The sequence below is a fragment of the Mitsuokella sp. UBA4253 genome, assembly GCF_002395285.1.
In the GTDB taxonomy this organism is placed as follows: domain Bacteria; phylum Bacillota; class Negativicutes; order Selenomonadales; family Selenomonadaceae; genus Mitsuokella; species Mitsuokella jalaludinii.
The window spans coordinates 93,998-118,884 of sequence record NZ_DGWR01000015.1 but is presented as its reverse complement, the minus strand read 5'-3'; the positions used below and the strand labels follow the sequence as shown (position 1 = coordinate 118,884).

The 24,887-nt window shown below is 58.5% G+C and carries 11 protein-coding genes; 10 read left to right on the top strand and 1 reads right to left on the bottom strand.

Annotation, left to right across the window (positions count from 1 at the left end):
- Nucleotides 1-93 precede the first annotated feature (93 nt).
- Nucleotides 94-1,077, bottom strand: coding sequence for a site-specific integrase (locus B2X55_RS07815; RefSeq protein WP_286821616.1), 984 nt, complete (start codon nucleotides 1,075-1,077; stop codon nucleotides 94-96).
- Nucleotides 1,078-1,198: 121 nt separating this feature from the next.
- On the opposite strand from B2X55_RS07815, the gene B2X55_RS07810 reads away from it, so the two are divergent.
- The 10 genes from B2X55_RS07810 (at nucleotide 1,199) to carA (ending at nucleotide 24,886) form a co-directional block, all read left to right on the top strand.
- The gene (locus B2X55_RS07810; protein ID WP_286821615.1) at nucleotides 1,199-2,605 is read left to right on the top strand and encodes a GDSL-type esterase/lipase family protein; all 1,407 of its coding nucleotides are present in this window, start codon (nucleotides 1,199-1,201) and stop codon (nucleotides 2,603-2,605) included.
- Between the two features lie 142 nt (nucleotides 2,606-2,747).
- Nucleotides 2,748-3,344 (top strand): hypothetical protein, encoded by a 597-nt coding sequence (locus B2X55_RS07805; RefSeq protein WP_286821614.1) that lies wholly within the window; start codon nucleotides 2,748-2,750, stop codon nucleotides 3,342-3,344.
- Nucleotides 3,345-3,455: 111 nt separating this feature from the next.
- On the top strand, nucleotides 3,456-4,154 hold the full coding sequence (locus B2X55_RS07800; RefSeq protein ID WP_286821613.1) for a winged helix-turn-helix domain-containing protein: 699 nt from the start codon (nucleotides 3,456-3,458) through the stop codon (nucleotides 4,152-4,154).
- Nucleotides 4,155-4,355: 201 nt separating this feature from the next.
- Complete coding sequence (locus B2X55_RS07795) at nucleotides 4,356-6,053, top strand: ShlB/FhaC/HecB family hemolysin secretion/activation protein (protein WP_286821612.1); 1,698 nt, start codon at nucleotides 4,356-4,358, stop codon at nucleotides 6,051-6,053.
- 72 nt (nucleotides 6,054-6,125) lie between these two features.
- Nucleotides 6,126-12,473: a filamentous hemagglutinin N-terminal domain-containing protein gene (locus B2X55_RS07790; protein WP_286821611.1), complete on the top strand. Its 6,348-nt coding sequence runs from the start codon at nucleotides 6,126-6,128 to the stop codon at nucleotides 12,471-12,473.
- 174 nt (nucleotides 12,474-12,647) lie between these two features.
- On the top strand, nucleotides 12,648-19,508 hold the full coding sequence (locus B2X55_RS07785; RefSeq protein ID WP_286821610.1) for a hypothetical protein: 6,861 nt from the start codon (nucleotides 12,648-12,650) through the stop codon (nucleotides 19,506-19,508).
- A gap of 167 nt (nucleotides 19,509-19,675) precedes the next feature.
- Entirely contained in the window at nucleotides 19,676-21,289 is a 1,614-nt protein-coding gene (locus tag B2X55_RS07780) for an MBL fold metallo-hydrolase RNA specificity domain-containing protein (protein WP_286821609.1), read from the top strand.
- A 275-nt stretch (nucleotides 21,290-21,564) separates the two neighbouring features.
- Complete coding sequence (locus tag B2X55_RS07775; protein ID WP_036374596.1) at nucleotides 21,565-22,512, top strand: aspartate carbamoyltransferase catalytic subunit; 948 nt, start codon at nucleotides 21,565-21,567, stop codon at nucleotides 22,510-22,512.
- On the top strand, nucleotides 22,509-23,795 hold the full coding sequence (locus tag B2X55_RS07770; RefSeq protein WP_286821607.1) for a dihydroorotase: 1,287 nt from the start codon (nucleotides 22,509-22,511) through the stop codon (nucleotides 23,793-23,795). Before B2X55_RS07775 ends, B2X55_RS07770 begins: the two co-directional genes overlap by 4 nt.
- 17 nt (nucleotides 23,796-23,812) lie before the next feature.
- Complete coding sequence (carA, locus tag B2X55_RS07765; protein ID WP_278521202.1) at nucleotides 23,813-24,886, top strand: glutamine-hydrolyzing carbamoyl-phosphate synthase small subunit; 1,074 nt, start codon at nucleotides 23,813-23,815, stop codon at nucleotides 24,884-24,886.
- Nucleotide 24,887 lies beyond the last annotated feature (1 nt).

The window sequence follows — 24,887 nt, the reverse complement described above, 5'->3', positions numbered from 1 at the left end:
GAAATACCTAGATACGTCATCCGTCGCATGGGGCTCATTCAACGGAGCGACGAAGCCGGAATGCATGCCTTCGCCCTTTACCAAGCCCCGCACTCACTTCTTGTACATCTTGTTGAGCGGATTCTCCTTGAAGATATTGCCCTGCTCAATATACCGGTGCACCATCTTCTCCGAATGATGCCGCGTCTGCCGCATGATCGTCAGCGCATCCACATCGTGCTGCGCCGCACTCGTCGCGAAGCCCCGGCGCAGGCTGTGCCCCGCAAAGCTCGCCGGGTTGAACCCCGCAAGCGCTGCGTACTTCTTCACGATCAGCGCCACCGACTTGTCCGTCAGCTGCGAGTCCCTGAGCGTATGGCTGCGCGTGAACGGCCGGAAGAGGGGACCCGTGTGGATGTCCGCCGCCTGCAGCCAGGCCCGCACCGCCCGCACGGCGCAGACCTCCGGGTCGGGCGCATATGGCACCGCGATCTCCGTGCCGCGCCCGAGCTGGTCGCTCTTCGACTGCGGCACGAGGATCACGAGCCCCTGCGTCGTGAACGTCAGATGCTCCACCTGTATCGCCACGAGCTCCGAGCGGCGGAACGCCCCCGCAAAGCCGAGGAAGATCAGCGCCCTGTCGCGCAGCGAGACGATGTCGTCGCCGAAGCAGTCCGCCAGCACGTAGAGCGTCTCCATCAGGATCGGCGCCTTGCCCTGCTGGAACGTGCCCTTCTCGCGCCGGATCGCCTCCATCGCCGTCCGCACGAGCGCGTCCTTTGCCGGATTGTTCTTGCCCGTGTAACCTGCCGCCATGTGGTTCTCCGAGATAGCCGTCACGCGCCGCGCCACCGTGTTCGCCTTCGCATCATCCGCGAGGTCGTTGAGGTAGTTGACGATCGTCTCCGGCCGCGCCGGCAGATCGCGCTCGCCGTGATAGCGGCACCAGTCCGAGAAGTCACTCCAGTCCGCACAGTACGCCTTGAGCGTATTGTCCGCCTTCGACTTCCCAAGGCGCGCCTTCGCCTTCTCCGAGAGGCGCTCGTTTTGCTCGATGCGCTGATTCTTGACCAGCAGGAAATTCTTCTTTGCTCGCATACTTCATCCTCATCCTGATGTACATTCATGTATACCGTGAATTTTCTTCTATTATAGGACAATTCTATGCTATAATGCAATCTGTGATGCAACAGTTACCACAAGAAAGGGGGGAGCTCTCATGAAGAATCTCCATCACCATAGCCGCCGCCATCTCTTCGCGGCCATCCTCGGCTTTTCGTGCCTTGTCATCGTGCTCACGGCGCTCCTCTTGACGCCGCGCCATGAGGCGTCCTCGCATCTCCTGACGCCGCCGCCCGCGGGTCTCAGTATGACGACGCCCGAGACGCCGCTCTCGTACTCGCCGATACTGACCTGGGACACGGACGATGAGGCCGTCATGTACGAGATCGAATTCTTTACCAAGAAACCCGGGCATCTGTCGCCCGCCAAGAACTCCGATGAATCCGTCTTCCGCACGCGCAGCATCTACCAGAACGCCTACAACGCGCCATTGCGCGAATTTGCGGCAGACCAGCTCGGCTCCAAGACCGAGCCCGTCTACTGGCGCGTGCGCGCCCTCGACTTCAACGGCACGCCCTACACGCCGTACAGCGACCTTGCCGTGCTCTACACCTCGCCGGACCTGCCGCCGATGGATGCGCCCGTGCTGACGGCAGAGTATGGCGGCAGGCGAGGGGAGACGCTTCTTTACCCCGTCTACACCTGGATCGGCCAGACCACGGCCGCAAGCTACGAAGTCGCCATCTACGCGGTGAACCCCGAAGCGGAACCCGATGCCGTGCCGATTGAGACGCTCACGAGCGACATGGCCGAGATCTACGACCCGCAGGCCCATTACGGGCCCGCGCCCTTTTACTGGCGCGTGCGCTCGTTTGACGGCGAGGGCAATCCCATGGGGCAGTGGTCGCGCGTGCGTTCCTTCCGCACGGATCCCGCCGACGACTGGCAGGTCGCCGTACTCGGGGACAGCATCAGCCACGGCGGCGGCCACTTCTCCTACAGCCCGGCCGTCTTCTCGTTCAGCTGGCTCCACTACCTCGACTTTCCCGCCATCAATCTCTCGCAGAGCGGCGACACGAGCGGCATGACCGTGGAGCGCTTTGACCGCGATGTCCTGCCCTTTCACCCGCGCTATCTCATCATCATGACGGGCAGCAACAGCCTGCGGGCAGGGGAGGACACGGACGCCGTCATCGCCGACCTCGAGGCCATGCGCCAGCGCTGCCTGGAAAACGGCATCTGCCCGATCCTCGTGACACTGCCGGCCATCAATCCCGAGAACATCGACCACGTCTTTGAGGAGCCGACGGCCGACGACTGGCAGGAGCGCTTCGACGCGGTCAACGCCTACATCCGCACGCACACCTACATCGACATGGCGGCCGCCATCCCGACCCAGGACGGCCTGCTGCCGACCCAGTACGCCCTCGACGGCCTTCACCCCGATGCCAATGGCAAGGCCCTGATGGGCGCCTACGTCAACAGCGTCTGGCCTGGAGTCAGAGCGGCCGCGGACCAGGAAATGCAGGAATACGAGAATGCGCTACCGCAGGATGAACCGTGATGCGCCGCCGATTTCTGGCTTCCGTTCGGTGCAACTGGATTTGTAGCGCTATCTGTATTATAATGAGATGAGGGAAAGACGTGTGCCTTTCCCTCATTTCTTGACTCCAGACACCCGACTTCATGACATGGGAGGAATTTTCATGCATCTTCATCATAATCTCATGGCGCTGGCTGCTGCCGGTGCCATTTTCCTCGCTCCCGCCACGAGCTTTGCCGATGCCGCGAGCGAAGCCGCGCAGATGGCCGCCACGCCGGTGCAGGCCACAGACGACAGTGCGGCCGCGCAGTCAGCCGTCGGCATGCCCAACCCGATGGTCCCCGCCGCAAGCTACGGCGAGCTGACCGAGGCTCTCGGCGTCCATCCGCTCTACTTCCCGCTGAGCTCCGGCCTCGAATTGCAGCAGCGCTTCCTCATCGGCGGCACGGTCGCAGACCTCCGCTATACCTCGCGCTACGGTGCGCCCGAGAAGCGCGCCCAGTTCACCGTGCGCACGGCCGTGGCTGCCCCGTCCGAGATGACGGCCGAGACCCTGAGCGGCGTCTACGGCGCCGACTGGCAGACGATGACCATCGGGAGCACCGAAGTCCAGCTGGCCGAAGTCAGCGAATCCGCCTTCGTCGCCTACTGGACGAAGGACGGCGTCTGCTTCTCCGTCGGCGCGGAGAACGTCAACCGCTGGGACTTCCTGCGCCAGGTCCGCGACAACCTCATCGACCTGACCGAGCATTTTTACTGAGCAGATGCGGCAGCATCCCCGAAGAGGGGACTGCCGCTTTTTTGACAGCTGCCTCCCAGAAAAGACCCGACTACCCGAATGAACCAGAAATGAACTAGAAAGGATGATACCATGCAGATCCTCGTCGTAGACGATGAAGCCTCCATCCGTGAACTCCTGAGCTTCAACCTCAAGAAGAACGGCTACAGCGTCGAGACAGCTGCCGACGGCCGCGAAGCCCTCGCCAAGGCCGCCGGTATGGACCTCGTGCTGCTCGACATCATGCTGCCCGAAGTCGATGGCCTCGAAGTCTGCCGCCGTCTCAAGGCCGACCCGCAGACGAGCGGCATCCCCATCATCATGCTGACCGCCAAGGCCGAGGAGATCGACCGCGTGCTCGGCCTCGAGCTCGGCGCCGACGACTACGTCGTCAAGCCCTTCTCCATGCGCGAACTGCTCGCGCGCGTCAAGGCCGTCTTGCGCCGCTCCGCCAAAGACAGCCAGAGCGAGAAGGGGAGGGAGGAGACGCTGAAGATCGGCGGCCTGCGCCTCGACTTCTCCTCGTACCAGGCATGGCTCCACGACAATCCCATCGCCCTGACCCCGAAGGAATACGAGCTCTTAAAGCTGCTCGTGACGAACCCCGGCCGCGCCTTCACGCGCGACGAACTGCTCGAGCGCATCTGGGGCTATGAGTACTACGGCGACACCCGCACCGTCGACGTCCACATCCGCCACCTGCGCGCCAAGCTCAAAGGCGCCCCCGCCGTCAGCGACGCCATCGAGACCGTCCGCGGCGTCGGCTACCGCTTCGCGCGCCGCACAGCCTGAGTTGTCAGCACTGCACAGACATCCATTCATCCGAATGAATCCCTCGTTCATTTCGATGAATGGATGTTTTTTATTTGTACCGTTCACGATGCATTTTTCTTGGTAAAACGATTTGTGCTATAATAAAAGTGATACGGATAAAATGCGGATTCTCAGCTTGAGGCGGGGAATATCGTCACGATACGATGGGATGGGGAACCTATGAAGACTATGAAGAAGACGCGCGAACATAGAGACAACAGAGACAGGAGAAGCAATCCGATGTGGAAGCTCGGCGTTCCGCTGGCACTGTTGCTGGGGCTGCCATGGACGGCCTCGGCCGCCCCGGATCCGTCGACCTTGAACATCAAGGGCATGCCGGACTCTGGCCGCATCCTCAATGAGCTCGAGCCGGAGCGCCGCATCACGCCGCAGCAGGCAAAGCCCGAGATCGACACGAAGATCCCGGCGGTGCAGCAGGGCAGCAAGGAGCTCGCGGCGCGCATCGACCGCATCGACTACATCTGTTCCGAACTCGATGTGGGAAGCGTCCTGAAGGACGAGATGCAGCCGTATCTCGGCCGGGAAATGGACTTTCAGGAGATGCAGGCGCTCGCAGCGAAGGTCACGGCGAGCCTGCGCCGCAAGGGCTATATGACAGCTGTCGCCTATGTGCCGGCACAGGATATCACAGGCAATACCCTGAAGATCAAGGTCATCATCGGGCGCATCGGCGACTTGCACATCGACAATACATCGGCGCTCCTCGACAGCCGTCTGCTTGCCTATGTCAAGGGCATCCGCCCAGGCCAGCTCATCGAGTCGCAGCACCTCGAGAAGACGCTGCTCGCGCTCAACGACATCCCGGGCCTCAAGGTCACGGCCTCCATGCAGCCGGGCAAGCGCCGCGGCTCGGCCGACCTCATGCTCAAGGTATTTGACCTCGAGCGCGAGGGCAGCTACCTGTCGTACGACAACTACGGCAGCAAGTCGACGGGCCGCAACCGCTTCGGCATCGAGTACCACTACAACAACCTGACGAACGTCGGCGACCAGATCTCGCTGTCGGGCATGACGAGTACGGATGACCTGCACAACTTCCAGATGCGCTACAGCGTGCCGGTCGGCAGCGACGGCGCGAGCCTTCACCTGACGGCGGGCCAGATGAACTACGTGCTCGGCGGCCAGTACGACTACCTCAATGCCGACGGCCTGACGAATACGTATGAGCTCGGCGTCGCCATCCCGGTCCGCCGCACTTACGCGCAGTCGCTGTTCTACTCTGTCAACGTGCGCCACCGCGACATCCACGACTACATCCTCTCGGGGACGTACGGCACCGAGAAGGCGTCCAACAGCATCGAGGGCGACCTCTACGGCTACTGCCGCGACGGCCGCAACTCCTTCTCGTGGACCGTCGGCCATGTCGCAGGCGACCTCTCAATCCGCCGCAACAACTACTCGGCACCGGATGCCGTCGGCAATTACCACAAGTCGCTCGCAGACCTCTACTACATCCACGACATCGACCGCGACTGGCAGCTGCATCTCTCGATGAGCGGCCAGTACGGCTGGACGCCGCTGGATTCCTCTGAGCAGTTCTACATCAGCGGCGCCGACGCCGTGCGCGCTTTTGTGCAGGGCGAGGCGGGCGGCCGGAGCGGCCTCCTGGGCACCGTGGAGCTGCGTCGCATCCTCGGGCACTCGGGCCTGACGGCCACCGCCTTCGTCGATGCGGGCCGCATCATGGGGGACGGCACGAAGGACCTCGCAGGCGCAGGCCTCGGCCTCATCTACCAGAAGTCGCGCGACTGGTACGGCAAATTCGACTGGGCCACGCCGCTCGGCTGCCACTACTCCGAGAGCCTCGGCAAGGACATCACGAGCACGGCGTGGCTGCGCCTCGTCAAGCAGTTCTGAGCGGACGGGATACATACGGAACTGACAGAAATACAATAGATCGTGGGGGGAACAATGATGGAAAAGCTGTACATGAAGAGATTGCAACATACGATTGCCCTGACTTTATCGATTGCGGGCGGTCTTTATCATATGACATGGGCGGCACCTCCTGATGCGACGGCTCTGCCTACAGGCGAGCAGGATATGGAGAATGCGACGGTCGCCCGTGATGAGACGAAGTCCGTCATGACCATCGAGCAGACAAAAGGCCAGAGCAAGGCCTTTATCAGCTGGGAGACGTTCAACATCGGCAAGGATGCCACGGTCAATGTCAAGCAGTACAGCAGCGCCGACCTGCTCGTCAACGCCGTGTGGGGCAGTAATATGTCTGAAATCGCCGGCAAGCTCAATGCGACGGGCAACGTGGCCCTCATCAACCCGAACGGCGTCATCTTCATGGACGGCGCCCAGGTCAATGTCGGCGGCCTCGGTGTCTATGCCACGGGATATGATGCGAGCAAGGGTATCATCAACAACAGCGGAAATGAGGGCAGTATCGAGATCCAGAGCGGCGCGGTCATCAACGTCGGCGTTAGTGCTGTGCTGAAGAATCTGTCGGCCCTCAACATGGACCCGAAGGACTATGCCATCGCCATCGACTCCGACGGCGAGAGTGGCTATACGAACCGCATCCATCTGGTGGCCGAGGGCAATGTCGATATCCAGAGCGGCTCCACGATTAAGGCCAAGGACTACACGCATGTCGGAGACAGCGCGTCTTTGGGTGCAGAGGGCTTCAATGTGGGCGTGGGAGCTGTCGGCGTGGGCGGCAAGATCTACATCCGCTCCGACCGCGATGCCGATGACTACGGCAGCGTCATCATCACCCACGGCGAGAACAGCAAGGCGGTTATGCAGAGTGCTAACGGCGTCAGCATCTACACCAATGCAGCGCAGGTCGATGGCGATAACGATACGTCCAATGGTATCAATGCTGCCCAGAGCCGTGCAGAAAAAGGCACTGATGATACGTCAACGTACTATACGAAGCATGACTATAAGAACATGCCCTCCTTTGACATCGACGGCACAGCCTATACCGACGGCACCAGTGTGTCCGTAGAGGGCCCCGGCACGACGGCCGACAAACTGAGCAGCAGCGGCGCTGACAACAAGATCGCCACGTCGTATGCGGGCGGCAATGATGCGACGACCATCACGACCTCCCTTCTGGTCAACAACATCGACCAGCTGCAGGACATTGAGGACGGCACCTACGGCAACCTCGACGGCCGCTACGTGCTGGGCCGCGACATCAACGCCACAAATGACGAGCACTCCTACATCGATGACGGCATCCTCTACAAGATGACAAAGGGAACCTTGACGAAGTGGTCGACGAAGGACGGCGTCGCCATCACCGGCACCAAGTCGGGCGACAACCTCTCAAAGACCGTCAATGGCACGACCATTGGCTATTCGAAGGATGAGAATAAAGCGACCACTAAACTGACCGATGGCAACGGCACCACTCTCTCCAACAGCAATGGCACAGTGGGCGCAGAGAATGCGCAGTGGAGCACGACCAAGGGCGTGTCGACTGTCACCGACAAGACGCCGGGCACGGGCAGTACTTATATCATCCAGTCGGATAAGAAGAGTGTCGTCGACAAAGACGGACGGACTTCCAACACGGCGGCAAAGACCGTCAAAGACAAGGATAATACGTATACCGCCGACATCGGCGGGCATACCGTCACCCATACAAGCGATGACATTGTCACCAACACCAACTCCCATACCGTCACCAAGGCGGCAGGCACGTCGGATACGGGATATACTGCCAAGATTACCAATGGTACGGACACTGCCGCAGGCACAGGCACCATCGCGATCCAGGACATCACCTATCAGGTGACGAATGGCACGGTCAGCCATACGGTCACCTATGGCGGCAGCTCCGTCAATGCTGCTGCGAGCACCGTCACGACGGGCGGCGTCACGACGGCTGTCACGGAAAATGGAACCGGTACAGATGGTGTCAAAGCGGGCACCATTGCAAGTGATACGGTCAAAGTAGACGGCACGACGACGACCGTCAACGATGGCACTACGTCCTATTATCAGATTACCACCGGCACCGACGCTGTCACCTATACGAAGGGGACGACGAGCGCGTCGATTGCGGGCACAAACGTCACCATTGACGGAGTGTCGGCTGACACCAGAGCACGCAAGGTTGTCAAAGGGGATACGACGGCGGTCATCAAAGATGATACGACCGGTACGGTCAAATACAAGGACAAAGACTATGCGGTTGCAGACGGCACGGTAACCACGACAGACAGCACGACAAGGAAGACCGTCACGGTCACAGGCAAGGACGCGACGGATGTCCTTAATATCTTTTCTGCTGCAAAGACAGCGTTATCCAATGCGCAGAGCATTTACAGCGATGCCGCCAAAGCGCAGAGTTCGACCAAAACGCTGGATGGGGCCATTAAGACGCTCAAAGAGGTAAAAGAGAAATCGATTGCAGAAGAAACAGTACTGTCGAGTTTCGATAAAGCAGCCGCTCAGCTTAAGTCGGACACGGCTCTTTTCGGTGCGGCGTCGACGGCTCTGTCGAATGCGGACACGGCCCTGACCCAGTACAATGCCTTGCAGAAGGCAATCAGCGATAACACGACGTTGGAACCTGCCCTCAAGCAGGCCTACGATGAGTTCCAGAGCACGCACCTTGACGATAAGACGATCAGCAATATCCATTCAGACAAGTGGGACGACGGCAAGGGGTTCAATCCCATCGGCGACAGCACGAAGCCCTTTACCGGCAGCATCAACGGTTTCAGCGGTGAGACAGTCTTTGGCATCAGCAATCTCACAATCAACCGCCCCGATGAGGACAATGTGGGTCTGGTCGGTGTAGGCAATTCTGCTGACTTTACGAACTTGTATCCAAGCAATGTTTCTATCACAGGCAAAAACAATGTCGGCGCAATGGCCGGTACACTGCAGAACGGTTCTCATATCAGCTGGTCCGGTACATCCGGCACAGTGACGGGGTTTGGCAATAGCGTCGGCGGCGTTGCTGGCCTTGTCGACAACAGCTCAATCTGGGATACCTACAATAAAGCAACGGTTCAAGGCACAGGTGGCACGGATAAGAAGATCGGCGGCATTGCCGGAACGCTCCAGAATAACAGCGCACTCACGGATGTGCGCAATTTCGGCGATGTCTCTGGCACGGAAGACGTGGGCGGCATCACGGGCTATGTCGATAGCAGCACCATCCTCGGCACCGGATCGGCTGTCTACAGCTATGCCAATACCTACAACACCGGCACGGTGACGGGCACGACGGACACCGGCGGCATCGTCGGCCATGCCAAGGGCATCTACATGTACGGCGTGTTCAATACGAATGAGGATGCTCCACTGTCTAAGAAGAGCCAGCTGATCATCGACGACAGCAATACAGTCATTCAGCGCGGCGATGACAAGAAGGATGAGAAGGGCAATCTGATTTCAGATGCAGCAGGGAAAACCATTACAGAGGAATCTCTTCAGAGCAATTACGGCAAAGTCACAGGTGTCACCAATACCGGCGGCCTGGTGGGCTTTCTGGAAGATGCGCCGGGCTACAGCAAGAAGGTCAAGAATATCAATATCAGCTCGAAGACAGAGACAAATGCAGATGGAACGACCACCAAAGACGCGGTTGAAACCACCATCCATAACAATGTCATCGATACGAGCTACAATGCCGGCAACATCACGGGCAAAGGCGATAATACCGGCGGCCTTGTGGGCAAGATGACGGGCGGCACGCTGTCGAACGTCTACAACGCCGACAACAATACCGTACTGCGCGAACAGGGCACGATACCCGATGCTGTCAAGAAGGCCAGCATAACAGATACCAGCGACACCAGCGACAGTTCCAAGACGTATGCCTACAGCGATACAAAAGTGTCTGAATCCGATGATCCGGACATGAAGCAGTACTATCAGGACCTGACGCAGTACTACAGCTTCTTCACGGTAGACAACGGCACGCGCACGTATTATTACTTTATCCCTTTGTCGACGGCGAGCGGCACGACCCAGAAGGGCGCAGGCGGCATCTATGTCACCGCAGACGGCAAGGCGGCTACATCACTGCCATCTACGAGCAAGCGCTATTACTTTAACCGCACCTTCAACAAGGATGCCAGTGTCAAAGGTGAAGGCGCGAATACTGGCGGCCTGGTGGGCAGCATGACGACAAAATCTGGAACGACGGCCGCGAAATACAGCGCCGGCTCTGTCATCGACTCGGCCTACAATGCCGGTACCATCACAGGCACCGATACGACGACCGGTGCATTAGTCGGTTCAAAAGACGACGCATCCCTCCTCAATGACAGCTTCTATGTCACGGGAACTGATGCGGCCAATGGCAATACGTATTCGAATGTCAGCCAAGCTGTGGGCTCATCGAATATTGCAGATACCGCCGGCTTAGATGCCACAGGCTCCAAGAAAAAGTACTATGTCAGCTATGTCAGCGATGGCAGCAAACGCGGCAACTTCCCTGGTGTCCAGCAGAAGACCGATACCGATAAGGATTCGTCCGGCAATATAACTGCCACGTATTACGAATACACCGGTACGAAGGGTTCATTCTACACGGACGGCACCGGCAGCATCGCGAGCATCAGCCATATCTATCCGATTACCACGACGGGGACGACGGATTCTACAGGCAAGACCACCTATACATCCACTCGCTCCACAACAGCAGCCTATACCAAACAGTCCGATGGAACCTTCCGGGATGTTAGTGAGAATACCTACACGGCCACCTATGACGAAGCCACGCGCCAGATTGTCCTGACGCCGGTGAACGGTTCGTCGAGTAAGGCTGCGACAGTCATCTTGAATGCGGTTCTGGCGGCCCGCACGGCCAATGAGACCTGGACCATCTATGAGGATCAGACGCGCCCGCTCCTGACAGCGTTCCTCAACTCGGCATCGCTGAGCCGTACGTTCAACTACGACGGCACGACCCACAACCTCAAGACGGACGATGTGCCCAATCTCTACGGCCGCGCAGACTTTGACGGCGATGCGGGCAAGGATGTCCAGCTGTCCAACTACCAGCTCTCGAGCAACGGTGTCTCGAGCGAGTACACCTACGACAACACCTCCATTTGGTCGCCGCAGCACGGCTACTTCATGGACCCGGAGTCTACCCTCGTCATCAACCCGGTCGACATGAGCGCCAATCTCTACGGCACGCGCGTCTACGGCGATATCTTCAACACCCGGGGCTACTACGTCTGCGTGCCCTATAAGGAGGGCAGTGACCAGAAGTACTCGTTCTACGAGCCCGCTGAAAACGGCTCCGATTCCTACACGCTGCTCGAAGGCGATGCGCTCCAGAAACTGTTCGGCACTGAGACGCCCTCGAAGGAGAGCCTGCTGAAGATCGCGGAACAGAAGGGCCGCTATGTCCTGGAGCTCAATGGCTTCATCAACGGCGAAGGTGTCAACAACCTGGGAAACCTGATCAAGGGCCTGGTCCAGACTTTGTCAAAATCCGGCTCGACTTCTGGCTCAACGTCGGGTACGACGAGAGGCAACGACCTGCAGCATCTCTTCAGCAATGTCACTGCCGATACATATCTCGATGCAGGCATCTACAACGTCACGGATGCCCAGATCACCGGCCTGACCGCGACGAACCAGAACTACACCATCAACTACGGCGGCACGCTGACCGTCAAGCAGGCCGAGCTCTACTACACCTACGACGGCTCGCGCACCTACGGCCTGCAGAATACGGATCTGAGCGCGACGCACGTGTACACGCTGGTCGGCGTGGATGCGCCTGCGGGAAAAGATGAAAAGGCGGAGAGCACGCACGGCTATCTGAAGTCCTGGGATCTCACGGGTCAGATCATCACGATCAAGAATGCGGATGGCAAGGAGACGAAGATCGAGAATCCCTATCAGTATTTCTTCGCCAAGAGTGAAGACGGGACATACCAGATCAATCAGAAGTACATCGGCGTCACGGGCTACACCGCTGAGACGACGACCACGACGACGGATGTCACGACGGGAGAGAGCACGACGACGCCGCCGGCTAAGGATGAGACAAAGTCCGCTTCGCTCGACGATATCTACAGCCACATCCAGGGAACTGTCGCAGCGGATAGCATCAACAAGCCGGATGCTGACAGTACGACCCCGTTCAAGGTCATCGGTAGCTACGGCGACGGTGCGGTAAGCAAGGATATGTACACCCATGTGCTGGTGGACAAAGACGGCAACCCCATCGGATATAAAGTGACCTCCTTTGCTTCCACCAATAAGGGCGCAAAGGACGCAGGCAGCACCATCCAGCTCTACTTCAAGACGGACAACGCAGAAGATTCTCAGGTCACGTAGGCTGCTGTCGACAAGTTCAACCAGAACTACAAGCTGGTCTGGAAAGAGGGCGGTACAGAGAACCGCGTCTACACAACAGGCTATCTGAATAACTCGCAGCTGACCACGGCAGAAGATGCCGGCATCAAGACGACGGCAGGCGGGCTGACGATCAACGACAGCACCTTCACCATCTTGCCCAAGACGGCGACGGTCACCATCACGGGACACCGCGCCTACGGCGATACAATGGCTTTTCCATCGGATACTCCGTATTCGACCACCACGAATAAAATCTCAGATGGTGGTTCTGCTGCCGGTTTTGATAGGACTGCCGGTACGTACAACATCAATATCGATGGCCTGACCAATGGGGATGGTGTATCTGTTCTTGATAAGGCAAAGACGAAGAAGTTGCTGTTGAATATCGATAAGACGACTGGAACGGCTGCGGACACCAAAGCAAAGACTGTAATCAACAAGTACACCGATGTCGTGCGTGACAATAATCAGGCAGTCTATCAGGATATCTCTGGCTTTACGAACAGCAATGTCTCTGTCGTCAATGGCGATGCATCTACCGACAAAATGAACGTCACATCGACTACAACCACGGACGGCACTACATCGACCACGACATACGACAATCCTGCTTCCATCCTCACGTCCAACAACTACGACTACATCCTGCAGGACGGCACGCATCAGCTCAAGATCACGCCAGTGGACATCTATGTCAAAGTCAGCGGCAGCAAGACCTACGGCGACTTCACCTCCCAGGCAGCCACCGACTATACGGCCAGCGTCTCGGTCTCGGGCGGCGTGACATATGATGGGCAAAAGACCGGTCAGGTCAAGCTGAAGACCGGTGAGGTGGTTGTCAATGCGGATATCCGCATTGACAACCACCTCGATGAGCAGAGCAATGCGGGAACGTATACCTATGATTCGTCCAAATCGACAGACGGGTCAAAAGCCTTTACCATTTCCTTGGCAGATGATGCGGCGAATACAGACCAGAACGCCTACAACGCAGACAACTACAATATCTCCTTTGATACGACCTACACCATTGACAAAGCCCCGCTCTGGTACACCTATGAGGGCACGCGCGATTATGGTGCCGACAATACCACGACGAAGAGTACCTTCAAGCTGGTCGGCGTAGATAATGCCGATTCCAATGAGCGTGTCCGCGGCTTCCTGAAATCCTGGGATGCGAAGACGTACGGTGTCGGCACGGATCAGACCATTTCCCTCACCACCGTGGGCGATGACAAGGATGCACTCTACGCCATGACCGGCATGGCCGATGATGCAGCCAACAAGAAGGACACGACCATCCGTAGCATCACGGGCGGCAACAACTCTGACGCGTATTCGCATGTCATTGTCGACAAGGATGGTATGGTAGTCGGCTACAACCTGAGATCCCTTGGCCTGTCGGCGGATGCGAATCTCAGCCTGACGAACACCGCGAAGAACGCGGCCTTCAAGAACAACTACAAGCTGGTCTGGAAGCCGCAGGTTACCGGGAATGCCGGTGAAGCTGGTACGCTGTCAACGTCTCAGGCGGCAGAAGTATCTGTACATACGGCTGATGGCAAGGGGACGACTGTGACAACAAAAGACGTTGCCATCGACCCGAGCACGCTGACCATCAATCCAGTCAACTTGACCGTTGAAGTCACGGGCAAGCGCGAATACGGCCATACCATGGGAACCGACTACAAGGTCTCGAAAGATGCGGATCGCACGGCGATTGCTGCCGATGGAAACGGCACGGTCAAAGCTGCCGATTTGACGAATGAGACCTACAACATCAATCTCGACGGCCTCAAGAATGACGACGGCAAGACTATCCTTGACGATACCGCTGTAAGAAATCTCCTGGGCGGTATCGACGCAGGCGATTCAAACGATGCGGACAAGATCAGCCGCTACACGTCGGTCAAGCAGTCGGGAAATCTCGCCACGGATATCAGTTATCAGGGGGAGAAGGTCTATGCCTATGACCTGACGAAGAAGTCGGGGAACAGCGACAAGACTGGCAGTCAGATTACCGTGACCGGCAAGACGGGTACGGAAGCCAACCACTACGACCTGCTGGCTGCAGGCAACTACGACTACAAGCTCCAGGACGGCACCCATACCCTGACCATCGACCGCCATGACCTAAACCTCAACATCACAGCCGAGCGCCAGTATGGCGATATCTCCAACCAGCAGATGGTCAGCGACTACAAGAGCGATGCCAAGGCGTCTGGCACAGTGCCGTCCTATGCGACTGGCATTACAAGCGATGCAAATGGCTTGCAGAATGGCGAGACCATCGACTTCACAAATTCCACCGTCGCCCTGTCGGACAACTTCGCGCAGGCCGATGCGGGAACGTATCAACATAACTGGTACAACGATGATACCAATACCGGCTATACCAATGGCACAGCCGGTATCACCAACATCACCTTGACGGCGGGCACTGGTTCAGCATTCGATCCCAAGAACTACAACATCCACTACACGACCAAGTATACGATTGACAAGGCAGACCTCTACTACACCTACGACGGCGAGCGCAACTACGGCCAGGACAACTCTGCGGCAGTGCATACCTATACGATTGTCGGCAAGGATAGGGATTCCAAGTCGGAAAGCGTCCGCGGCTATCTGAAGTCCTGGGACAGCGGCGTCCTGTCGGACGGCAATGCCCTGAACAAAGATTTGCTGAAGGTGACCAACGAAGGAAGTGGGGCCTATACCATGACAGGCGTGGCCGTTCAGGAGGGGACTACATCGGCCGAGAAGGCTAAAAATGTCACTGATCCTGAGACATCAAAGTCCATCGGCAAGGACAGCGGCTATTCCCATGTCATTGTCGACGAGGACGGCAAGATTCTCTCGTATACGCTCGATACCTTCGGCACCGAGCTTGCCGGTAAAGATGCGTCGGGCACGCTGGCCAGGAACTACAACCTCATCTGGAAACAGGGCGGCAGCTCCCATCAACTGGACAAGGCCTATACCGCGTCTAATACCCCCAGCACCATTGATAGAAATGGTGTACTGCAGGCGGCAACGGACACAGCCAATAAGATTACCGTGAACAACAGTTCCTTCAAGATCGATCCCCTGGCCCTGACTGTCACCGTCACCGGCCAGCGGGACTATGGCGATTCCATGGCACAAGACTATACGACGGGCGAAAGGACAGAAACGGGCAAATACAATCTCACGGTAACCGGTGACTTTGCCAATGGCGAGAAAGCAGACAGCGTTCTCGATACGGACAATGTCAAAAAGATGCTCGCTTCTCTTGAAAATGACGAGACAAAAGGCGACGGTGCCGCCACGCGCGAGAACAGCAATGGTGCAGACGGCAAGATTAGCAGGTACACCGATGTCAAGCGCAAGGCAGACGACCCGTCGCAAATTGACAGCTACCGTCTCAATGTGGGCAGCACGGACACCAGCAGCACCATTACACTGGCATCTGATGTCCAGAAGGATGCCAGCGGTAAAGTCACTTCCATCAAACATGCAAATCAGGCCGATTCGTCTCATGGCTTCAATGTGCTGAACGACAACAACTACGACTATGTGGTCAGCGAAGGCAGCCATAGGCTCACCATCAACCCCGTCGACCTGACCGTCAATGTCAAGGGCGAGAGCACCTATGGCAAGGCGGATACGACCTATACGGTCACCAGCACCGGAGCCAAGACCAAGAACGGGGAGACCATAGTGGCAGGCAGCGAAACAAAGTCAAATCTTGCGGCAAACGCAGCTGCCGGCAGCTATACGGCAGATGCGTGGACCGATAAGACAGGCGCCATCACCTCCAAAGCACCGACCCAGTCCGGCAAGTACCTGAACACCGCAGCGCTTCGCGCAGGCCAGTCATCTGACGATGGTACGGATACCGAGAAAGGCATCTATACCGTACAGCTCGCGGCAGGCGCAAACACAGATGGCAGCGGCCTTTCCACCTTCAGCGCCAACAACTACAATATCACCTACAAAACGACGCAGGTCGTCAATCCCGCAAAGCTCACCATTACCATCGACGGCACGAAGGTCTACGGCAGCCAGCCGACTGGCCTGACTGCGGGCAGTATGACAATCACGTCTGGCGAACTGGCCCAGGACGACAGCCTCAAGGGACTGACGGTGGACGATAATATGGGACAGCTTACCGATGCCGGTACCTATCGCCATAACTGGTCGCAATCTGCGGGCCTCAATGGCAATGCGATTTCAGCAGAGAGCTATACCTATGATACTGTGGATGGGATGAATCAGACGGGCAGCCAGGATGCAGCATCCTGGATCACTGGCGTGACGACCGGTTCGACGGGATTTGACTTCAATAACTACGATGTGGATTTCCAGTCGACCTATGAAGTCACGAAGCGCCCGCTTCAGCTCGATGTGACGAGCACGTCGGTCTACGGCGATACAGGCTACACCTATACAGCTGCAGCTTTGACGCCTGCTGCCGGTGCGGAAGAAGGCCTTGTCAGTGGTCAGCAGTTCAATCCGACGGATATCTCGGTGACCGATGATATCGATAAGAACACTGATGCCGGCACCTACACCCATACGTCAGCTGGCACGAGCTACTCGGATGCGGGCAATCAGCCAAAGGAAACTACCTATAAGGGCATTACCGCGGTAGTGGCGGACAGCCTCAAGGATACGGGGCATACCGGATTCAAGAGCAGCAACTACGATATCACCCTGCATCAGGGCACCCATGCGGTGGAGAAGCGCACGGTTCGCGCGACAGTCTCCGGCTCGCAGGTCTACGGCGAGTCGGCACCGACAAGCGGAGAGGCCTATCAAGTCGCCTTCGACATGGCAGACGGCACAGATGTCAATGCACACGAGGGCCTTGTGGGCGGCCAGACCATCTCCAAGAGCCAGGTCACGGTGCAGAACTCCGTCGGCGTGACGAACGATGTCGGCACCTATACGACTACACAGTCGGATGTCGGTGCGCCGATTGCCTATGGCAAGAATCCAGAGCGCGTCGGCGGCAAGGATCAGGGCATTGATGGCCTCGTCGTTTCGGACGGCACAGGTACGAATGCTTTCAAAAACAATAACTACAACATCGTCCTCGAGAAGGGCAGCTACACCGTCACAAAGCGCCCCGTCACCTTTCTGACGACAGGCAGCCGCACATATGGAGAGGAGAACTCTACAGTCAATAACTATACAATCCAGCAGCAGAATACCGCTGCCCAAGAAGGCCTGACCGGCCGCAATGCCAATACGGTCACGGCAGATAAAGCCAACGTCATCAACAGTACCCAAGCGCTGACCGATGCCGGCAGCTACGGCACAGAGTCGGATTCGGCACAGGTGCTGGACATCGACCCGGCCGTCAGGACAATCCTCGGTGACGACTACAAGAACTACGCCATCACCTATCAGGACAAGTTCACCATCAACCCGCGCACGGTGCGCGTCACAATCGCCGGGGAATCCACCTACGGCGACGCGGCGCGGACGGCTGGCAAGGACTTCCAGACGATTGCATTTGAGAAAGCCGGTGACGCTGATGTCAAGGCTCAGGAGGGCCTTGTCCTAAAACAGACCATTGATAAAAGCCAGGTCACGATTCAGACCAAAGGCATTGACGAAAAGACGGATGCCGGTATCTACAATCTGTCGCAGGAGGGCGGCAAGCCGGGCATCAGCGGCATTACGGTCACGGATGGCAATGGCTTCAAGAACAACAACTATCGTATTGTCATCGAGGATGGCAGCACCTATACGATCAAGCCACGTGATTTGAAGATCACCATCAAGGGCGAGAAGACCTACGGTGACCCGACGAGCTTCAGCGGCGGAGATTATACCGTCTCGCAGTCGGGCCTCCAGAATCACGAGACCATTGACTTTGGCAACGCCAGCGTCGTGCACAGCCATGATACGGATGACCGCTTCAGCAATGCGGGCGATTATCACTCGAACGATGGCAAGGGCATCCTCGGCTTTGACTCGGCTACCCTGCACGGTGATGGCTTCAAGCTCGGCAACTACGATATCACGTACGACACGGTCTTTGTCATCGACAGGCGTCCGGTCGACGTCTACATGGAGAGCCGCCGCACGTCTGGCTCGCCGAGTTCGCTGCGCATGGATGAACCCATGCAGATGCGCAATGTGCCGCAGGAGCATCAGGCCCGCTTCCTATCGGATCTGCAGGTCATCGATACGGCTCCGCAGGTCATCGCGGCCGGAGATTACCCAGGCGACTACCTGGACGAGCATGGCGCAGGCTACCTCGACCTGAGCTTTGCGGGCGATATCTACCGCAACTACATGATCCACCGCCACACGGTCTACCACATCCTGCCGGACCGCATGATGAAGCCGAGCGTCTACAATGCCGTGCAGCCGGTTCGCCGCCCAATCCTCGATGTCATGTACCTCAAGGTCGACGGCAGTGAAGGCATCAACCGCTGGGGCGGCGCCGAGACGCCGGAAAACGATGGCGCCATCATCCTCAAGGACAATGGCATTGCCGGCAGCAGCCGTGATAGCACGGACCGCACGAGCCAGGCGAACCAGAGCCAGCCGAATCCATCCGAACATCTTGACCAGCCGACGCGGCCTGTCACGGCGGACGGCATGGGCGAGCTGCACGAGGAAGTCGAACAGGCGGTCCCTGTCATCTACACGGACGGCGAGAACAAGGAGCTCGGCGGCCGCTATCATCTCGCCTACGAGAATGACACTGTCGTCGTGCGCCCGACTGCCGATGCGGCAGAAGTCCCGGCGCTCAGGACAGCATCCGCTGCCGAAGAAGCGCGCAAAGTCCTGCGCGTTCCGTATCAGGGCGCTGAGGGCGAGTACGAGGTTGCCTATGCCGACGGCATCGTTCAGCTCTACCCGAAGAATGACACCGCGCGCCAGCTCGCAGAAGCCAGAGGCAAGGATGAGCAGCGCCTGCTGCAAAGCGGCCTCGAATCGGCCGTACAGCAGCTCGGCGTCCAGCTCGAGGATGTCGAGGCCGTCTACATCTATACGGATATGCGGAAATGAAAGCGGAGGGATAAAGCGAAAAAACTTTCTGTAAAATTTTCGGTTCGAAAGAGGAATCCGAACGCGTGAATGCGAATATTACCAGTAAGAGACAGTAAGAGTAACGTGTATCTAATAGGAAGACAACCAATACAGATGTAGACGTATAAGTATAAGGGGGCATTTCTATGCGACTCGAATTCTTAGGTGCGGCTCATACGGTCACGGGCTCCTGCTACTTGCTGGAGACGGGGGAGGACCGCTATCTGATTGACTGCGGCATGTTCCAGGGTGCCAAGCGCATCCGCGAGTACAACTACGACGCCTTTTCGTTCAACCCGGCGGACATTGACGGCATGCTCTTGACGCATGCGCACGTCGATCACTGCGGCCTCGTGCCAAAGCTCGTGCGCGAGGGCTTCAAGGGGACGGTCTACGCGACGCAGGCGACGTGTGATCTCGTCCGGATCATGCTGCCCGACTCCGCGCACATCCAGGAGTCGGATGCGGAGCTGATGAACCGCAAGGGGAGGCGGCGCGGCGATGAGCCGATTCAGCCGCTTTACGGCATCGACGATGCGATGGACGCGCTCAAGCAGTTCGCGCCCGTCCCGTACGACCAGGAACTGCGCCTGTCGGACAACCTGCGCGTCTTCTTCCGCGATGCGGGCCACATCCTCGGCTCGGCCATCCTCGAGATCTACGTGAAAGAGGGCGGCAAGGAGACGAAGCTCGTCTTCTCGGGCGACCTCGGCCAGCCGGACCAGCCGCTCCTGCGCGACCCGACGATCATCCACGGCGCTGACTTTGTCATCACGGAGTCGACGTACGGCGACCGCCTGCACCAGCTCTACGACAAGGAGACGGCGCTCATCGAGATTGTCAACGAGACGATGGACCGCGGCGGCAACCTCATCATCCCGTCGTTTGCCGTCGGCCGCACGCAGACGCTCCTCTACTACTTCTACCGGCTGCACTGTGAGGGGAGGCTCGACCCGGACATCCCGATCATCATCGACAGCCCGCTGGCCATCAATGCGACGCGCGTCTTCCTCAAGAACTTCCGCGACTTTGACGAGGAGTCCCTGAAGGTCTTCGGCAAGGACGGCAAGGTGCCGGACTTCGCGCAGGTCCACCTCTGTGAAACGGCGGCGGAGTCGCGCGCACTCAACACGTCGGAGGGCTCGGCCATCATCATCTCGGCTTCGGGCATGGCCGATGCGGGCCGCGTGCTGCACCATCTCAAGCACAACCTCTGGCGCCCGGAGTCGACGATCCTCTTCGTCGGCTACCAGGCAGAGGGGTGCCTTGGCCGTCGCCTCATCGACGGCATCACGCGCGTGCGCGTGCTCGGCGAAGAGATTGCCGTCAAGGCGCAGATCAAGAGCCTCGACGGATTCTCGGCACACGCCGACGCGAACCAGATCATGAGCTGGCTCGGCGAGTTCCGCGACCCGAAGCCTGCGAAGATCTTCATCGTCCACGGCGAGTCGACGGGGCAGGAGGCGCTCAAGAGCCGCATCCAGAAGGAGCTCGGCATCGAGTGCTACATCCCGTTCCGCGGCGACCTCGCAAAGATCTCGGGCCGCGCGTCGGAGATCATCCCGTCGAACATCCCGGCCGTCTCGGTCGAGAAGGAGATGGAGGATGTCCTGCGCGACTTCGATTCCGACTACCGCCAGCTGCGCCGCCGCGTCATGCAGTATGTCGTGCGCCAGCCGAAGATGATGGAGCCGGTCATCAAGGTCATGAGCAAGGCGCGCAACTACATCCGCAAGCTCTTCACGCCGTTCAATATCTGATGGGAGATCTGATGGGAGGGAATTTCTCATCTGCCTTGCGTTTCGGTCTGAGATACGATATAATAGCTACAGTCAGATGACACAGACGAAAAAGGAAAATTGCCTTTTTAAGATGCGTACTGCGATGCGCATAAAGGGAGCCACAAAGTAACGTCATAAGCTTACGTAAAGCCAGGAGCTTTCTTATGCATACGCATAGGGAGCTCCTTTTCTGCATATCAGGGGCTAAAAAGACAATGGACCATTTCTAGCGGATTCTTTAAGGAGTGATCAACTTGGGGAAAACAAATGTATCCTTACGAGGCAAGAACGTCCTCGGACTCGCTGACTTCTCGGCGGAGGAGATCCGTCTCGTACTCGAGACGGCCAAGGAAATGAAGAACATCATCCATCGTGACATCAAGAAAGTCCCGACGCTGCGCGGCAAGTCCATTGTCACGCTGTTCTACGAGCCGTCGACGCGCACGCGCACGTCGTTCGAGCTCGCAGGCAAGTACCTCGGCGCCGATGTCGTCAACATCACGGCGGGCACGTCGAGCATCGTCAAGGGGGAGAGCCTGCGCGACACGCTCTACACGATCGAGGCGATGGGCGTCGATGCCATCGTCATGCGCCACAAGGCAGAGGGCGCGGCGGAGTACGCTGCGCGCGTCGTGAGCCCGGTCATCATCAACGCCGGTGACGGCGCCCACGCGCATCCGTCGCAGGGCCTGCTGAATCTCTTCACGATCGAGCAGCACAAGGGCCATCTCGAGGGCCTCAAGGTCGCCATCCTCGGCGATGTCCTGCACAGCCGCGTCGCGCGCTCCGATATCTACGGCATGCGCAAGATGGGCATGGAAGTCCACATCGCCGGCCCGAAGACGCTCTTGCCGCGCTTCCTCTCGGAGGAGCCGGGCATCGTCGTGCACGAGCGCATCGAGGACGCCATCAAGGACGCGGACGTCATCGAAGTCCTGCGCATCCAGCTCGAGCGCATGAAGGGCGGTCTCTTCCCGACGACGCGCGAGTACGCCCGCATCTTCGGCCTCAACAATGAGCGCCTCGCCCTCGCGAAGGACGATGTGCTCGTCCTCCATCCGGGCCCGATGAATAAAGGATGGGAAATCTCGCCGTTCGTCGCGTACGGCGACAACTCCGCGATTCAGGAAGAAGTCCAGAATGGCGTAGCCGTCCGCATGGCACTCTTTACCTTGGTTCTGACGGGAGGGAAACAGGAATGAAACTGATACTCAAAGGTGGCCGGGTCATCAATCCGGCAGAGCATTTTGACGAAGTCGCTGATGTGCTGATCGAGGATGGCAAGATCACTGCCATCGGCAAGGACCTCGCAGCTGAAGGTGCGGAAGTCTACGATGCAGCGGGCAAGCTCGTCACGCCAGGCCTCATCGACATGCACACGCACTTCCGCGAGCCAGGCCAGGAGGCCAAGGAGGACTTTGAGTCCGGCTCGAAGGCAGCAGCAGCCGGCGGCTACACGACGGTCGCGACGATGCCGAACACGAAGCCGGTCGTCGATGCGGCTGACATCGTGCGCAGCCTCCAGAAGCGCGCCGAGGACGTCGCCAAGGTCCACATCCGCATCATCGGCGCGGTGACGAAAGGGCAGAAGGGCCAGGAGCTCGCCGAGCTCGGCGACATGGTCGAGGCAGGCGCTGTCGCGTTCTCCGATGACGGCCACTTCGACCCGACGGCCAAGGTCCTCTTGAACGCCTACGACTACCTGCACACGTTCGACAAGGTCATCATCAACCACGAGGAAGAGACGTCGCTCGTCGAGGACGGCGTCATGAATGAGGGCCACCGCAGCGCGATGCTCGGCATGAAGGGCCGCCCGACGGTCGCCGAGGACATCGCCGTCGCCCGCGACATCCTGCTCGCGGAGTACGCCGGCGCGCGAGTCCACGTCGCCCACATCAGCTCGGGCCGCTCTGTCGACCTCGTGCGCCGGGCCAAGAAGCGCGGCGTGCGCGTCACGACGGAGGTCACGCCGCACCACCTGACAATGACGGACGAGTGCGTCAACCTCTACGACAGCTCGACGAAGACGAATCCGCCGCTGCGCACGCAGAGCGATGTCGACGCGATGGTCGAGGGCCTCAAGGACGGCACGATCGACGCCATCGTCACGGACCACTCCCCGCACGCACAGGAGGAGAAGGACCGCGAGTACGTGTACGCTCCGAGCGGCTTCCCCGGCCTTGAGACGGCCATCGGCGTGCTCTTCACGGATCTCTGCAAGACGGGCAAGGTCGACATCCCGACGATCATCGAGAGGATGACGTGGGGCCCTGCAAAGGCCTTCAAGCTCGATGCCGGTACGATCTCTGTTGGCGCGAATGCCGATGTCACAGTCATCGACCCTGATCTTGTCTGGACGGTCGACCCGAAGAAGTTCTACACGAGAGGCAGCCATTCGCCGTTCGTCGGCCGCGAGCTCACGGGCAAGCCGGTCCTGACGATTGTCGATGGCAAGGTCGTCATGAAAGACGGCGTGGTTCTCTGATTAGTGAGGTGTTTTGAGTGAAAGGAAAATTGATCCTGGAAGACGGCAGCGTATTCCACGGGGAACTCTTGAATAATATCAAGGCAACGGGTGAAGTTGTCTTCAATACCGGCATGGTCGGCTATCAGGAAAGCCTGACGGACCCGTCCTACTGCCGCCAGATCCTGACGCTGACGTATCCGATGGTCGGCAACTACGGCATCGCTGACATCTTCATGCAGTCGCGCAAGTCGTTCGTCAATGGCTTCATCATCGGCGAGCTCTGCGAGCACGGCAGCAACTGGCACTATGAGACAAGCCTCGCGGACTTTCTGACAAAACAGGGCGTCCCGTGCCTCTACAACGTCGACACGCGCGCTGTCACGCGCAAGATCCGCAATGCCGGCACGATGAAGGGCATCATTGTCCCCGAGGATGCCGCGCAGACGGAGATCGACGAGCTCTTCGCCGTGCCCATCAAGAAGGACGTCGTCATGGAAGTCACGACGCCTGAGGCCTACACGCTCGAGAGCGAGAAGGAAGATGCGCCGTTTGTCGTCGCGATGGACTTCGGCGTCAAGCAGAACATAATCAAGTCGATGCACGATCTCGGCTTCAAGATCACGGTCGTTCCGGCTCACACGACGGCAGAGGAAGTGCTCGCCATGAACCCGGACGGCGTCTTCCTCTCGAACGGCCCTGGCGACCCGGCTGACGTGCCGGAGATCGTCGAAGAAGTCAAGAAGCTCATCGGCAAGAAGCCGATCTTCGGCATCTGCCTCGGCCATCAGCTCTTGGCGCTCGCGATGGGCGCGAAGACCTACAAGCTCAAGTTCGGCCACCGCGGCACGAACCAGCCGGTCAAGGACCTGCGCACGGGCAATGTCTACATCTCCTCGCAGAACCACGGCTACGCCGTCGACGAAGAATCCCTCAAGGACCTGCCGCTGACGGTCACGCACATCAATGTCAACGACGGCACGGTCGAGGGCATGCGCCACAATACGCTTCCGATCTTCTCCGTGCAGTATCATCCGGAAGCAGCGCCTGGCCCAGACGACAACATGTACCTGTTCGACGAGTTCTGGGCAATGCTGAAGAAAGGGGAATGAC

Coding starts and splice junctions, on each gene's coding strand:
- B2X55_RS07815 (WP_286821616.1), bottom strand. CDS start 1,077: ATGCGAGCAAAGAAGAATTTCCTGCTGGTCAAGAATCAGCGCATCGAG.
- B2X55_RS07810 (WP_286821615.1), top strand. CDS start 1,199: ATGAAGAATCTCCATCACCATAGCCGCCGCCATCTCTTCGCGGCCATC.
- B2X55_RS07805 (WP_286821614.1), top strand. CDS start 2,748: ATGCATCTTCATCATAATCTCATGGCGCTGGCTGCTGCCGGTGCCATT.
- B2X55_RS07800 (WP_286821613.1), top strand. CDS start 3,456: ATGCAGATCCTCGTCGTAGACGATGAAGCCTCCATCCGTGAACTCCTG.
- B2X55_RS07795 (WP_286821612.1), top strand. CDS start 4,356: ATGAAGACTATGAAGAAGACGCGCGAACATAGAGACAACAGAGACAGG.
- B2X55_RS07790 (WP_286821611.1), top strand. CDS start 6,126: ATGAAGAGATTGCAACATACGATTGCCCTGACTTTATCGATTGCGGGC.
- B2X55_RS07780 (WP_286821609.1), top strand. CDS start 19,676: ATGCGACTCGAATTCTTAGGTGCGGCTCATACGGTCACGGGCTCCTGC.
- B2X55_RS07770 (WP_286821607.1), top strand. CDS start 22,509: ATGAAACTGATACTCAAAGGTGGCCGGGTCATCAATCCGGCAGAGCAT.